We start from the raw sequence: 13,614 nt of genomic DNA, 5'->3' as shown, positions 1-13,614 counted from the left end.
TCTTATCCCCAAAGCTCGCGGCTGGCGGGATGTACGCCTTCCGCATCAAATGTCATTGCCGCATCGCGGTCTTCTGCCAGCAATAGCGGCCCGTCAAGGTCTACGATCTGCGCACCCTGTGCGACCAGTAATGCCGGTGCCATCGCCAATGATGATCCAACCATACAGCCAACCATCACGTCATAGCCTTCGGCCAAAGCCGCTTCGCGAAGCGCCAGCGCCTCGGTCAACCCGCCTGTTTTGTCCAGCTTGATGTTTACCACATCATATTTACCCTTCAGCGAAGGCAGGCTGGCACGGTCATGGCAGCTCTCGTCGGCGCAAACAGGCACAGGGCGGTCCATCCCGAGCAGGGCATCATCCTCACCGGCAGGCAAAGGTTGCTCAACCAAGGCGACGCCCAGCCGTACCAGATGCGGCGCAAGATCGGCATAGACCGCAGCCGACCACCCCTCATTTGCATCAATAATAATCGTACTATCAGGCGCACCCGCACGCACAGCCTCAAGGCGAGGCATGTCGTCAGGCGTACCCAGCTTGATTTTCAACAGGGGCCGAAACGCATTTTTCGCTGCCTGCTCACGCATCTTTTCGGGCGTATCCAATGACAATGTATAGGCCGTGATTTCAGGCTTCAAAGGTGCAAGCCCTGCCAATTCCCAAACGGGCGTGCCTGTCTGCTTGGCTTCCAGATCCCACAAGGCGCAATCAACGGCATTCCGCGCCGCGCCCGCAGGCAACAGATCATACAAAGCCGCCCGCGTGAGCACGCCTGACAATCCTTCAACCTGTGCCGTCACACTTTCCAATGTCTCGCCGTAGCGCGCATAAGGAACACATTCCCCCATACCCGTCACACCGCCATCCGTAATCCGAACCGTCAGCACTTGTGCCTCCGTCCGCGATCCGCGCGAAATCGTAAACACTTGCGCCAGACGAAATACGTCCCGACTTACCTCAATTTGCATAAAGCACCCTCTCTTTTAAAAAGGACGCACCCCATCTCAAATAGCGTGCGCCCCTTTTCTCTAATTTGCCTTTAAACTCAATTCCGCACCCTTTTCAGGCACAGCTGCTCAAAGAGCTTCCAACGCCTCGGCCAAACGCTCTGCACCATGGCGGAACGGGTCAACCGCCGGCAAGCCCATTTCGGCTTCAACCTTAGCCAAATAGGCACGCGCCTCGTCTTCGGACATATGTTGCGTGTTAATCGAAACGCCCACGACTTTACAATCAGGGTTCCCAACCTGCGCCAGCGACAAAGCAACATCGCGGATCGCTTGCATTGTTGGCACTTTATAATCAGGCAAACCGCGCATGTGCGTGCGTGTCGGCTCATGGCAGATGATCAACGCATCCGGCTGCCCCCCATGGACCAACGCCAATGTCACACCTGAATAGCTGACATGATGCAGGCTACCCTGCCCCTCGATCACATCCCAATGATCCGCGTCATTGTCTGGCGTCAAATATTCAATCGACCCCGCCATGAAGTCCGCAACAACCGCATCCAACGGGACGCCTTCGCCAGTGATCAGAATACCTGTCTGGCCAGTCGCACGGAATGTGCTTTTCATACCGCGCTCACGCATCGCTGCATCCAGCGCCAATGCTGTGTACATTTTCCCAACGGAACAATCTGTACCTACGGCCAGCACACGTTTGCCTGTGCGCTTGACGCCGCTTGCAATCGGGTAATCGACTGTCGGGATACGTACGTCATGCAAGCTACGCCCGTGCTTTTCAGCCGCGGCAACCAGATCTGCCTCGTCGTTCAACAGATTGTGCAGGCCAGATGCCAAATCATAACCAGCTTCAATCGCTTCAATCAGAACGGCTTTCCACGCCTGTGAAATATGTCCGCCACGGTTGGCCACGCCAATCACCAATGTCTTGGCACCCGCCGCCTGCGCCTGCGCCAGCGTCATATCTTCAAGACCGAGATCTGCCTTGCATCCGTCCATACGGAATTGGCCAACAGCATTTTCAGGACGCCAGTCCTTAATGCCCTGCGCAACTTTCGCAGCAAGTTGATCCGGCGCATCGCCCAAGAACAGCAGGTAAGGTGTTTGAATCATGATCCGAATCTCCGTTGATAAAAGTGTTATGCGCAAATTGACGCAAAGCGGGCGCAAATCAATCTCATAAACGCGGTCAAACCCGATTTGGACGCACATATCACTCGCAACTGGCCTTAATCGCGCATTAATTTTGCACACAACAGAAATGCTGCGCTTGCAAATCCCCTCTTGCAGCAGGTCGCGCAATTTTATAACCAAGTCGGGCAAATATACGACATTTTATGTCTTGAAAGGAAAATTCCTCATGAGCTTCCGCCTTCAGCCAACACCTCCAGCCCGCCCCAACCGCTGCCAGCTGTTTGGCCCTGGTTCAAACACCAAACTCTTTGCCAAAATGGCCGCTTCCGAGGCTGACGTTATTAACCTTGATCTGGAAGACAGCGTCGCGCCCACAGACAAAGACATGGCCCGTGCCAATATCATCGAAGCAATCAACACCATCGATTGGGGTACTAAAACCCTCTCGGTGCGGATCAACAGCCTTGATACCCCGTACTGGTACCGCGATGTGGTGGACCTGCTGGAGCAAGCGTCCGAGCGTCTTGACCAGATCATGATCCCCAAAGTTGGCTGTGCCGAGGATGTCTACGCCGTTGATGCGCTTGTCTCGGCGATCGAAACTGCAAAAGGCCGCAAAAAGCGGATTGCCTTTGAAGTCATCATCGAATCCGCCGCAGGCATCGCCCATGTCGAAGCCATCGCAGCGTCGTCCCCACGCCTAGAAGCGATGAGCCTCGGCGCGGCAGATTTCGCAGCCTCTATGGGCATGCAAACTACCGGTATCGGCGGCACGCAAGAAAACTATTACATGCTACATGAAGGGCAGAAACACTGGTCTGATCCTTGGCATTGGGCACAAACCGCCATCGTCGCCGCCTGCCGCACACATGGCATCTTGCCCGTAGACGGCCCCTTTGGTGATTTCTCGGATGACGAAGGTTTCCGCGCACAGGCGCGCCGCTCGGCGACATTGGGCATGGTGGGTAAATGGGCCATCCACCCCAAACAAATCGCCACCGCAAACGAGGTCTTTACCCCCTCTGATGAAGCAGTTGCCGAAGCCCGCGAAATCCTTGCGGCGATGGAAACCGCCAAGGCAAACGGCGAAGGCGCAACAGTGTACAAAGGCCGTCTGGTGGACATCGCCTCCATCAAACAAGCCGAGGTCATCGTGCGCCAATCAGAAATGATCGCAGGCAAATAAGCCAAACCAAAAATCAGACAAACGGCCCGCCTCGTGCGGGCCGTTTTGTATTCAACCGTCAGCGCCCGCTATGACAGCAGCATCCATAGGGCAACCGCCGCCAGAATTCCGCCAAACATCACATTCAGTTTTTGTGCGCTTTCTGGGGTTCTAAAATATCCAGAAATCCTGTCTCCGACAAACGCCCAGAGCGAAAATACGATGAGGTTATTAAGCGTGAAAACAGTAGTGATCAAAACCACTGCGGCGAGGGTTCCCATTTCTGACTGATCCAGAAATTGGGTGAACATCAGCGCAATGATCACATATGCCTTTGGATTCAGAACGAGCAGGATAACACCGTCTGTAAATGTCGCGGCTTTAGCGGCCTCATTCCCGTCCAGCGTGCCTGCGCGAAACATTTTCCATGCAATCCAAAGCACATAGAGAGAACCTGCAACTTTTAGCACAGTAAACACCTGCGGGAACTGTTCCAATGCGGCCATGAAACCAAAGCCGATTGCGGCTGTCACGATCCAAGTGGCAACGTGATAACCAATATTGGCAGGTACAGTTGCCCTAAATCCAAACCGTGCGCTATTGGCCGCAAAGAACATGTTGCCGGGGCCGGGGCTATACGCCAATGGAAAGAGGAAAAGGAGAAGCGCAATTGTCTTCTGTATCATGTCGAGACACCTTGTGTTTTTCAGGCATTAAACGCCAACCAAACAGATGAAATCGACCCGAAACATGCGCATTGCCGCCTAAGCCCGTTCATCCTTGGGCGATCCCATCACAACATAGGATGTGATCGTCGCGACCTGCGGCAGCGCCCCCAGATGATCCGTGTGAAACCGTTTATAATCGGCCAAATCCGCACATTCGATCCGCAGCAGATACTCAATGGTGCCGGTGATATTGTGGCACTCCCGCACTTCGGGTGCGCGCGCAACAGCGCGTTCAAACGCCTCTTGCGACGCTTTGGTGTGGTTGCTTAACCCCACCCCGATATAGGCCACAAACCCCGCCCCCATTGCGGCACGGTCCAGCACCGCACGGTAGCCCTTGATCACCCCGCGCCGCTCCAACTCTTGCACACGGCGCAGACAGGCTGACGGCGAAAGCCCCACACGCTCGGCCAGCTCCAGATTGCTGATCCGCCCATCAGCAGTCAAAACTTGCAATATACGCTCAGATTTTGAGTCAATATCCGTCATAAGTTGTGCAACCTCCTACTTTACGCTTAAGTTTGCAATTTCATGCCTCACATTTCAATCAATCATTGCGCATGACATATGAAACCCTCACCGCTCTCGCGATTTTCGCCTTTGTAAGCTCCGCCACACCGGGGCCAAACAACCTGATGCTCATGGCCTCAGGTGCCAACTTTGGCTTTCGCCGCAGCATCCCACATATGCTGGGCATCTCCATTGGCTTTATGCTGATGGTCTTTGCTGTTGGTGCAGGCTTGGTACAGATATTTGACCAATTCCCCGTCATCTATGACATCCTGAAAGTCGTCAGTGTGGTCTATATGATCTGGCTTGCGTGGAAGATCGCAAATGCCGCCCCTGTCACCAAAAGCGCAGAGGCAGGTGCGCCAATGACATTCCTGCAAGCCGCTGCTTTTCAATGGGTAAACCCAAAAGCATGGGCAATGGCCCTGACAGCCATCACCGTTTACGTCGGCGAAGCAGGGCTGACATGGCTGGCCGCTGGCGCCCTGATCTTTGCCGTGGTCAATCTGCCCTCAGTTTCCATGTGGACAGTCGCAGGCCAGCAACTCCAGCGGTTCCTCACCAATCCCAGCCGCCTGCGCGTCTATAACTGGACCATGGCCGCCCTGCTGATTACTTCGCTTTACCCTGTGCTGGGCACTTCTCAGTAGTCGCGCAACGCAATCTTACCTGCATCACAAAGCGCGCGGCAGTCTTTGGCATCTTTGCCAATGTCTTCGCGCAGTTGAACCCCGTCTGATCCCGGCCCCTCGAACCGATAATCGTCACATTCACCGTCACCCGCCCATTCAGACGAATTATCACCGTAGTTCACCTTGTCACATTGGGTCGCCGCACGGGCTTGCACAAAGTCCCAGACCTTTAGCTCCCCCATGTCGAAACCGCGTTTGCAATCTGTGCGGTCCTTGCCGATGTCGTCTTCATCCAGACCGTTGGCCATACCAGCTCCGTAAAAGCGGCGGTCGTCACACTCATTGTCATTAGACCATTCGCTGCTGTCATCGCCAAAGCTGATTGATTGCGCCATTCCAGACTGTGGAAGCGTCACCAACAAGCCCATTGCCAAAAAAATATGCTTCATTACTCGTCCCCAAATTTCCTTCTCGAAGGGTAACGCGCCTGCCACGCGTTGCAAACCGTCAAATTGACAGCCATATAAAGCACAACACCAGTGTGGAGCGCGTGATGACCCAATATATGGATTTTGAAAAACCCCTCGCCGAGATCGAAGGCAAAGCAGAAGAACTGCGTGCCATGGCGCGGCGTGACCCTGACACCGATATGACAGCCGAGGCAAAAGCACTGGACGTCAAAGCCGCAAAGATGCTGGATGATCTGTATAAGAACCTGACACCGTGGCGCAAATGCCAGGTGGCCCGTCACCCCGACCGCCCCCATTGCAAAGATTACATCGACGCATTGTTCACCGAATACACGCCGCTGGCGGGTGACAGGAACTTTGCCGATGACCATGCCGTCATGGGGGGGCTTGCCCGTTTTAACGATATGCCAGTGATCGTGATCGGCCATGAAAAGGGAAATGATACCAAATCGCGGATCGAACGGAACTTTGGCATGGCCCGTCCCGAGGGCTATCGCAAAGCCGTGCGCCTGATGGATATGGCCCACCGTTTTGGCCTGCCTGTGATCACCCTTGTTGACACCCCCGGTGCTTATCCCGGCAAAGGCGCCGAAGAACGCGGTCAATCAGAAGCCATCGCACGCGCCACAGAAAAATGCCTCGCTATCGGCGTGCCGCTGGTCAGCGTTGTCATCGGCGAAGGCGGATCAGGCGGCGCTGTCGCTTTTGCCACCGCCAACCGTCTAGCGATGTTGGAGCATTCAGTCTACTCTGTCATCTCTCCCGAAGGTTGCGCCTCGATCCTGTGGAAAGACGCCGAGAAAATGCGCGAAGCCGCCGAAGCCCTGCGCCTCACTGCGCAAGACCTCAAGCAGCTGGGCGTGAATGATCACATCATCCCCGAGCCCAAAGGCGGCGCGCACCGCGACCCTCAAACAGCTATTGCTTCGGTGGCAGCCGCGATCACCGAGATGCTCAAATCTCTTGAGGGCAAAAAGCCCAAAGCACTGATCAAGGACCGCCGCGACAAATACTTGAACATGGGTGATCGCGGATTAGCCGCCTGAGCACGCTCTACCCCCTGATAGACAACCTGCCGGGCGCGCTCTTTATAACCGCGCGCCCGCAGGTACTGCCCAACGATTTGAACAGCATCAAAAGCGCTGGCATCGACACCATTATTTCCCTGCTAGAACCGTCAGAGGCCGCAACATTGGGCCTCTAGTCCGAGCCTGAAATTTGCGCCGCACTTGGCATCACATTCCTCAACCACCCGATCCGCGATATGCACCTGCCCGCCCCTGTGGCCTTCGGTATATGTGTCGCAGAAACCGCAACGCGCCTGCGCAATGGCTCCAACATTGCGATCCACTGTTACGCCAGCATAGGCCGCTCTGGCATGCTTGTTTGCGCCGTTCTGGGGCACTTCGGCTATACGCCCCCGCATGCCATCGCTCATGTCTCAAAAATGCGCGGCGTTCCCGTCCCTGACACCGCTGAACAAGCGGCCTTCATCCACCAGATCATGACAACGCCCGCCCCCTGAACTCAACAAACTCACCACTTCATGCGAAACCGCGCGCCAGAGACTGGTAAATCCTCAAACCCCGCCGCACGGTACACCGCCTGTGCTGCGCGATTGTCAGGATGCGTACCCACTGTCAGATAGCGGCACTCCTGCGCCTTGGCATGTGCAATCGATGCGTCGATCAGCGCACGCCCCACGCCAGAACCGCGTACAGATTCAACTACAAACAAATGATGCATATCCATCCCGCGCACACCAAATTGTAACTGCACCAGCGGGCATAAAGCGGCATAGCCCAGCCCCGGTGCCACCAGAACTTGCAGCCAAGGGTGCATGCCCAGCGCATCGCGGCGCAAATCCTCCAGCGTTGTGACAGGAGCATCCCCATGATGCGCAGCAAGCGCGTGTATCATGGACAAGACTTCGGGAAGGTCGATTTCAAGAATAGGGCGAATCAAGGTCATGAGTCAGGCTCCATATGCAGGCCGCCCATGCCATTGCCCGCACAGACGGCGGCACAATCAGATTAAAGAATTGGGGGATTGTCCGCGTGCTATCAGGAGCGGCGGTAATACGAAGAGATAAAGGCGTTCGACATTTTCATACGCCCACCATTGTCTGATTCGGCTCTTGCGTCAACTTGCCAACATGCGCAGACCTTGCGTGACGTCTGATCGCACGGCCAGTCGCAAACCCGGCTCATCCCCCGCACGCAACGCAGCGATGATCAGCTTGTGATAATGCGGCGGCTCGGTCCTGCGCAAACGCCCATAGAGTGCGCGCATCGTCGGCCCCATCTGCAACCAAACCGTTTCAGCCATCGCCAACATCGCCGGCGCTTGCGCACGCAGATACAAGGTCCGGTGGAATTCCAGATTAGTGCGGATATAGCTAACAGCATCACGGTGCGCGACAGCCTCTCCAACTTTAGCATTGATGTTTTGCAAGCGCTCAATCAGGGCCAGATGCGCCCGCGGCAAGGCACGGCTGGCCAGCTCCACTTCGATCAACGCCCGCAAGGCTGCCAGCTCTTCGATCCGCTCGTTACTCAGCAACGGTGTCGATATCCGCCCCGAATTCGACATGCTCAGCGCCCCCTCGGCAACCAAACGGCGCACTGATTCGCGGGCGGGTGTCATAGACACCTCATACTCCGCGCCAATTCCGCGCAGGGTCAGCGCATGACCGGGCGGGATATCGCCATGCATAATCCGCGACCGCAAATGCCGATAGACGCGGTCATGGGCCAATGGGGCAGGATCAACAGTGCGTGAAATAAGGGTCATACGCCCTTGTGATCACAAAAGGCAGGACCGTCAAGAAGCTGCATCTAGAACTTATATCGGTGCAATGTGCTGCCATGGGTGCGCAGCCAGTTTCGCGCTTGCGCATAATCCCCATAAATCCGTGTCACCCCCGCCCAAAACGCAGCTGAGTGATTCATTTCCGCCAGGTGGGCCACCTCATGTGCGGCCACATAATCCAGCACCGCTGGCGGGGCCATAATCAACCGCCAAGAGTACATCAGCCCCCCATCCGAGGTGCAGGACCCCCAGCGCGAGCGCGTATCGCGCAGTGATAACCGTGTGTAACTACGACCCAACCGTGCGGCATAATCGTCACTGGCCCCCGCCAAACGGTCCCGTGCAATTTCTTTCAGATGTGCGCCCAGTCTCTTACCCACACTCTCGGCAGGGCCGGGCACAAATATCCCGTCAGGCGTGATTTGCACCCGTCGCCCTGTGCCGGTTTGCACAAGATACTCTTGCCCACCGACAGGCAGTTTGGCACCGATCCCCACCTGCACATCCTCGCCGCGTGCCTCTAAGTGCTTGCGAATCCACTCTTCCTTGCTGCGGGCAAAATCCATCGCTTCGCGCTCGGCCAACCGTTTGGGCATGGTTAACGTCACCCGCCCATCCAACTGGCTGATCCGCAGCGAAATGCGTCTTGCCTGCGCAGAGCGCCGCAAAATCAGGGGAATCGGTGGGTCTCCGGGCAAATGCAGGTCAGACATGCGGTGCTCTTGATTTAGGGGCAAATGGCTTTGGGCTGGACAGCATGGCTTGCATATGGCAATTGCCCTCGGAACTGAATACATCATTATCTAGACACAACACCAAGCATCAAAGGGGAAATACATGCCCAACGAAGAATGGGGAACCAAGCGCCTGTGCCCCACCACGGGCAAGCGTTTCTATGACCTGAACAAAAACCCGATCATCAGCCCCTATACGGGTGAGGTTGTGGAAATTGACCAGGCCAAATCACGCATGATTGCAGCCGATGAAGCAGACGCAGCATCCGCAAAAGCAAACGCATCAACAGCTACAGACGACGATGATCTGGTAGATGACGACGATGTAGATGTGGATCTGGACGATGATCTGCTGGACGACGATGAAGACGATGAAGATACAGTCCCCCTCGAAGAGATTGCGGACGTTACGACAAACGACGACGATTAAAAAACTTAGGCGGCGGACAATGCGTTTTTTCGCTTGATCCCGCCGCCGGTTGTGCCTAGTACACGGCGCAGAACGATCGACACTTTACAGTGTCACACTCAGATCCTCTAGGGGATACCAATCCACGCTTGCGTGATTTGGGGCATTAGCTCAGCTGGGAGAGCGCCTGCATGGCATGCAGGAGGTCAGCGGTTCGATCCCGCTATGCTCCACCAATCCTCCCCTGATATGCGCCTCTTAATAACTTATTTTTGGCAGCATATCTTTTCCATTCACCCAGCACGGTCCATCAACGGACCTTCACCCACTATGCGGCGAAGGTGTCCAAAGATCCTATTTTGACCGATGCTGCGCCGTGGACGTACGGCTACTTCTGAAGACTATTGGAGCTGGCAGCAATCGTCGGAAGTGAAATAGGGATCAACGCACCCCGGTGCAGCTTTCTTTCTCTATATTGCCTTTGTTGAAGCAAGAATTAGTCAATATTCCAGAATAGGTGTGAAAAAGCTCTCGAAAGGCCTGCTAATGTTCCGATTCACCACGTCCACATGCTTACTCCTCTTTTCGTTTATTTCTTTGCCTCAGACCGCCCAAGCTGCAAATTTTGGATTTGTCCGCTGGCCGGGTTACCTTGACATGCCAATTATCGCTGCGATGCTCATGACAGGCCTGTCGTTCGTCTTGCTAAAAACGCAGATGCCTAAGGGTGCGAAGGACTTTGTATCTGTACCAAAAGATGAGCGCTCTGTAATGCTCAAGGCAAGTGCGTTCCTCATGCTCGTATCCTTTGTCGTTTGCCTTGGAATGATATTCGTGGGAATGGGTTTGCAGCGCGCTGTGGAATAGTGATTTTGCGGCAATTTCTTGTCGGCCATTGCTTTCGCCCCCAATATGTCAGTAGCGAACTTCCCTGCGGTGGTAATCGTCGAAACCCAAAGGAACTGCTAGCAGGTTAAAGTTGCTTTTCATGGCCAATTCTCGAAAGCAGTCGTTGGCACAATCACAGCGAATGTCTCGAAACTCCCGCACAGCGGCCAACTGAGCATCACATTGACGAACACTCCCCAGCAAACTCCTGCTAACAGCACAGCCTTTCCATTCTTGGAAGAATCGGCAGCTTTGCCAAAGCTGAGCCGTTGAGCAAACTAAACTGGCAACGCTCATACTTTGGCAGGTCCCCGCATTCTGACGCGGTTTGAAACTAGAGATCCGACGCATCACCGTGACTTGCGCCTGTAATTTTTTGCAAGGTCGGACCAAGAGTATCGTGGCGAAATACAAACCCGCTATCGAGGAGGCGAGATGGTACAACACGCTGCCCAGCCAACATGGTTTCGCGCCCCATATCACCGAGTACGCCAGACAGCAGCCAGTGTGGGAAACGAAGCAAAAGCGGGCGATGAAGTGCTGTGGCCAAGGCGCGGGAGAACGCGTCGTTTCGCACTGGGTTGGGGGCCACAGCATTGACCGCGCCGGACATAGTGCCAGTCGCCATCGCGAAGGCAATCACGCGGATCATGTCGTCATGTTCAATCCACGACATCCACTGGCGTCCATGCCCCATGATACCGCCGCCGCCGAACTCAAACGGAGTCAAAAGTTTTGCCATTATACCGCCATCGACGCCCAGAACGAGACCGATCCGCAAGACCACCACACGCACACCTTGCGCGCTGATCGGGAGGGTTTCGCGTTCCCACGCCTCGCAGATATCATGCACAAAGGCAGGTTTCGAAGCCGCATCTTCGGACAGTTTGGTATCGTCACCGTCGTCTTGCAACCCGTACCACCCCACCGCAGAACCATTGATCAAACAGGCGGGCTTGTGGCTGAGCCTATCGATCAGAGCGTGCAGAGCGCGGTTCATTTCCACACGTGATGCGATGATTTTCATGCGCTTCTTTTTGGTCCATAGCCCCCCCGCAATCGCATCGCCTGCAAGGTTCACGATAGCATCAAAATGGTCGAGGTCATCAATCAAGTCCAAGCTTGAAATCACGCGGACTGGATGGGCCAGCTGATCTGCTTTGCGCGGATCACGGGTTAGAACAGTGACGTGATGGCGCGCGGCGACCAAGGCTTCAACTAAACGGGTGCCAATAAAACCTGTCCCACCTGTCACCAAAATGGATTGGCGTGGCTCCAAGCCTGCCACCAACACAGCAGGGTCACCGCGATCAAGCCGGTCGCTTCGTGCAGCCGCCAAAAGATCACGCGCACTGAACACTCCTACGCCAAAGGCTGAAATGGTGGCCATGACGCTCCACCAGCCATAGCTGACGGGGATCAAAGCGTTTGGCATAAAGGCCCATTTCCAAAGATAGGGTGCGGCCAATGTCAGGATCGCGCCGTAGTTCAGTGCCAATAAGGTGTGGTTGATGCGTTCGGTCGCGGGAAGTTTGCGGGTCATGTCTTCTTCGACGAAATCCCACAGCGTAATCAGAACTTCGACGGTTAAGATACCAGCCAGAATAATTGTGTAGATTCCATGAGGTTCAAGCCACGCAAAGCTCATGAAGATAACTGCATAAAAGAAGTTGCGCACACCGTGCAAACGCAATTCGTGTTTTTGTGACGCGCGCCACGCCAGACGTTCAGTGCCTTCATGATGCACAAGCGTGTCGAACGCGCCCATGAAAACCTGTACTGAAATCAAGCTCCAGAGGATCGGGTTATCCATTATCTATTCCTTTGCGTCGTTAAAAATTGCGTCTTGGCAAATCATCTGGCCAAACAAGCGATGGCTCAGATCGAGGGAAAACCGGAACTGCCGATTGCCGCTATCGTCGGCCCCCAAATCATAATGGCCGATGACCAACACACCTGGGCTGAAGGCTTTGGGGAGGCGGATGCGTCGCCCAAAAACCTGCATGAAGTAATGGTCGCTCTTGAACAGCAGGTCTTGGCCTTCTGCGCAGACATTCAGGGCCATGCCGATGCCATAGCCGATGTATTCTTCAAGCCCGGTTGGACCCGCAAACCGTTTCGAGCTTTGGACGACCTGAGGAAAGCCTGCCTTCCGCCCATACTGCCTGATCCAGAACTGGCCACTACCGGCGATGTCTTCGGTTACAGTCACGATGGCGGGTTGATTGACGCTGGACATGTCATAAGGCAGAGGCGCACCGATGATGCGGGCCAAATACGCAAGGGTACGCCCCGCAAAGTTCATCCGCATTGACACGACCTGACCCTGATAGGTGACGCTGACTCCCCCTTTAAGGCGTTTGCCAAACCGCTTGCGAACTGCCGCAGGGAGCGCGCGCCATGCGGTGCGCCCCACGAGATTGGCAAACCGGTCATCTGGATCACTACCGATTGAGAAGTCACTAAGTTTCATAACGCCCATCAATTCCAAAAAGACTGTTATTTCTGTAATTACAGAAACTAATGACATTCATGCGCGAATGTCAACAGACTTACCAATCCCGTCGGGCGATGATGACATAAACAACGCCCTTTCATACCGTTCTTAGATGGCAAAACGCCTCCACATGAAAACCGTCAGAAACTATCAAGCTTGCTAGTCGGGTTTATGTAACGATACTCTGACACAATATGGGACGATTTTTCTCTCGGGGAGGAGAGCGAATGAATACACGTAAGACAGTAAGCCAGCGCAGCGATTATCCGCAGTTCTGTGACATTCAGACAAGATGGCAGGACAACGACGTGTATCAGCACGTGAACAATGTCACCTATTATGCGTTTTTTGACACCGCAGTTAACCAACACCTGATCGCCAATGATGTTCTTGATATCCTCAATGGAGACTTAATCGGCTTGGTTGTGGAAAGCGGGTGCCGTTATCTCAGCCCGATTTCCTTTCCCGACCAACTTGAGGTCGGGCTAAAGGTCAGCAAACTGGGAAATAGCAGCGTTACCTACGCATTGGCGGTATTTGTACGGGGTGACGAAACGCCTGCTGCCGAGGGTCACTTTGTGCATGTCTTTGTAGACCGCCAGACACGGCGGCCTGTGCCAATGCCAGACGATCTGCGTGCAGTGCTGGGGGCATTACAAGCTAATTAAAAT

At 54.8% G+C, this 13,614-nt stretch carries 17 protein-coding genes and 1 tRNA gene; 8 read left to right on the top strand and 10 right to left on the bottom strand.

Features of this window, described 5'->3' with window-relative positions:
• Positions 1-2: 2 nt before the first annotated feature.
• Both dgcA and dgcN read right to left on the bottom strand, forming a co-directional pair.
• Positions 3-968, bottom strand: a complete 966-nt coding sequence (gene dgcA / locus GGR95_RS00800; protein ID WP_184561798.1) for an N-acetyl-D-Glu racemase DgcA — start codon at positions 966-968, stop codon at positions 3-5.
• A 108-nt stretch (positions 969-1,076) separates the two neighbouring features.
• Positions 1,077-2,078, bottom strand: coding sequence for an N-acetyltransferase DgcN (gene dgcN / locus GGR95_RS00795; RefSeq protein WP_184561796.1), 1,002 nt, complete (start codon positions 2,076-2,078; stop codon positions 1,077-1,079).
• Between the two features lie 247 nt (positions 2,079-2,325).
• On the opposite strand from dgcN, the gene GGR95_RS00790 reads away from it, so the two are divergent.
• Positions 2,326-3,285 (top strand): L-malyl-CoA/beta-methylmalyl-CoA lyase, encoded by a 960-nt coding sequence (locus GGR95_RS00790; protein WP_184561794.1) that lies wholly within the window; start codon positions 2,326-2,328, stop codon positions 3,283-3,285.
• Positions 3,286-3,353: 68 nt separating this feature from the next.
• Here GGR95_RS00790 and GGR95_RS00785 read toward each other — a convergent pair whose 3' ends face one another.
• Together GGR95_RS00785 and GGR95_RS00780 are read right to left on the bottom strand one after the other, a co-directional pair.
• Positions 3,354-3,950, bottom strand: coding sequence for a LysE family translocator (locus tag GGR95_RS00785; protein ID WP_184561792.1), 597 nt, complete (start codon positions 3,948-3,950; stop codon positions 3,354-3,356).
• A 78-nt stretch (positions 3,951-4,028) separates the two neighbouring features.
• Entirely contained in the window at positions 4,029-4,481 is a 453-nt protein-coding gene (locus tag GGR95_RS00780; protein ID WP_184561790.1) for an Lrp/AsnC family transcriptional regulator, read from the bottom strand.
• A gap of 71 nt (positions 4,482-4,552) precedes the next feature.
• Here GGR95_RS00780 and GGR95_RS00775 point away from each other — a divergent pair, with 71 nt between their 5' ends.
• Positions 4,553-5,152 carry a LysE family translocator gene (locus GGR95_RS00775; protein ID WP_184561788.1) on the top strand — a complete coding sequence of 200 codons (600 nt, stop codon included), beginning with the start codon at positions 4,553-4,555 and terminating at the stop codon, positions 5,150-5,152.
• Here GGR95_RS00775 and GGR95_RS00770 read toward each other — a convergent pair.
• Positions 5,146-5,583, bottom strand: a complete 438-nt coding sequence (locus GGR95_RS00770; protein WP_184561786.1) for a hypothetical protein — start codon at positions 5,581-5,583, stop codon at positions 5,146-5,148. The two genes, GGR95_RS00775 and GGR95_RS00770, sit on opposite strands and share 7 nt — an antisense overlap.
• 104 nt (positions 5,584-5,687) lie before the next feature.
• Between GGR95_RS00770 and GGR95_RS00765 the strand changes: the two genes are divergently transcribed.
• Complete coding sequence (locus tag GGR95_RS00765; protein ID WP_184561784.1) at positions 5,688-6,650, top strand: acetyl-CoA carboxylase carboxyltransferase subunit alpha; 963 nt, start codon at positions 5,688-5,690, stop codon at positions 6,648-6,650.
• A gap of 170 nt (positions 6,651-6,820) precedes the next feature.
• Positions 6,821-7,129, top strand: a complete 309-nt coding sequence (locus GGR95_RS00760; RefSeq protein WP_343042044.1) for a protein-tyrosine phosphatase family protein — start codon at positions 6,821-6,823, stop codon at positions 7,127-7,129.
• 11 nt (positions 7,130-7,140) lie between these two features.
• Here the strand turns inward: GGR95_RS00760 and GGR95_RS00755 are convergent, their stop codons facing one another.
• The 3 genes from GGR95_RS00755 to GGR95_RS00745 form a co-directional block, all read right to left on the bottom strand.
• Complete coding sequence (locus GGR95_RS00755; RefSeq protein ID WP_184561780.1) at positions 7,141-7,575, bottom strand: GNAT family N-acetyltransferase; 435 nt, start codon at positions 7,573-7,575, stop codon at positions 7,141-7,143.
• Positions 7,576-7,746: 171 nt separating this feature from the next.
• Complete coding sequence (locus tag GGR95_RS00750; RefSeq protein ID WP_184561778.1) at positions 7,747-8,397, bottom strand: GntR family transcriptional regulator; 651 nt, start codon at positions 8,395-8,397, stop codon at positions 7,747-7,749.
• Positions 8,398-8,441: 44 nt separating this feature from the next.
• Entirely contained in the window at positions 8,442-9,128 is a 687-nt protein-coding gene (locus GGR95_RS00745; protein ID WP_184561776.1) for a M48 family metallopeptidase, read from the bottom strand.
• Between the two features lie 124 nt (positions 9,129-9,252).
• On the opposite strand from GGR95_RS00745, the gene GGR95_RS00740 reads away from it, so the two are divergent.
• The 3 genes from GGR95_RS00740 to GGR95_RS00730 all read left to right on the top strand — a co-directional run bounded on the left by GGR95_RS00740 (position 9,253) and on the right by GGR95_RS00730 (position 10,425).
• Positions 9,253-9,579, top strand: a complete 327-nt coding sequence (locus GGR95_RS00740; protein WP_184561774.1) for a TIGR02300 family protein — start codon at positions 9,253-9,255, stop codon at positions 9,577-9,579.
• A 139-nt stretch (positions 9,580-9,718) separates the two neighbouring features.
• A tRNA-Ala gene (locus tag GGR95_RS00735) sits at positions 9,719-9,794 on the top strand.
• Between the two features lie 310 nt (positions 9,795-10,104).
• Complete coding sequence (locus tag GGR95_RS00730; protein ID WP_184561772.1) at positions 10,105-10,425, top strand: hypothetical protein; 321 nt, start codon at positions 10,105-10,107, stop codon at positions 10,423-10,425.
• A 355-nt stretch (positions 10,426-10,780) separates the two neighbouring features.
• Here the strand turns inward: GGR95_RS00730 and GGR95_RS00725 are convergent, their stop codons facing one another.
• Positions 10,781-12,259 (bottom strand): TIGR01777 family oxidoreductase, encoded by a 1,479-nt coding sequence (locus GGR95_RS00725; protein ID WP_184561770.1) that lies wholly within the window; start codon positions 12,257-12,259, stop codon positions 10,781-10,783.
• Between the two features lie 3 nt (positions 12,260-12,262).
• Positions 12,263-12,919: a DUF4166 domain-containing protein gene (locus tag GGR95_RS00720; RefSeq protein ID WP_184561768.1), complete on the bottom strand. Its 657-nt coding sequence runs from the start codon at positions 12,917-12,919 to the stop codon at positions 12,263-12,265.
• Between the two features lie 251 nt (positions 12,920-13,170).
• Between GGR95_RS00720 and GGR95_RS00715 the strand changes: the two genes are divergently transcribed.
• Positions 13,171-13,611: an acyl-CoA thioesterase gene (locus GGR95_RS00715; protein ID WP_184561766.1), complete on the top strand. Its 441-nt coding sequence runs from the start codon at positions 13,171-13,173 to the stop codon at positions 13,609-13,611.
• Positions 13,612-13,614 lie beyond the last annotated feature (3 nt).

The sequence above is a fragment of the Sulfitobacter undariae genome (genome assembly GCF_014196805.1).
Classification (GTDB): Bacteria; Pseudomonadota; Alphaproteobacteria; order Rhodobacterales; family Rhodobacteraceae; genus Sulfitobacter; species Sulfitobacter undariae.
This window is presented reverse-complemented; position numbering and strand designations above follow the sequence as displayed.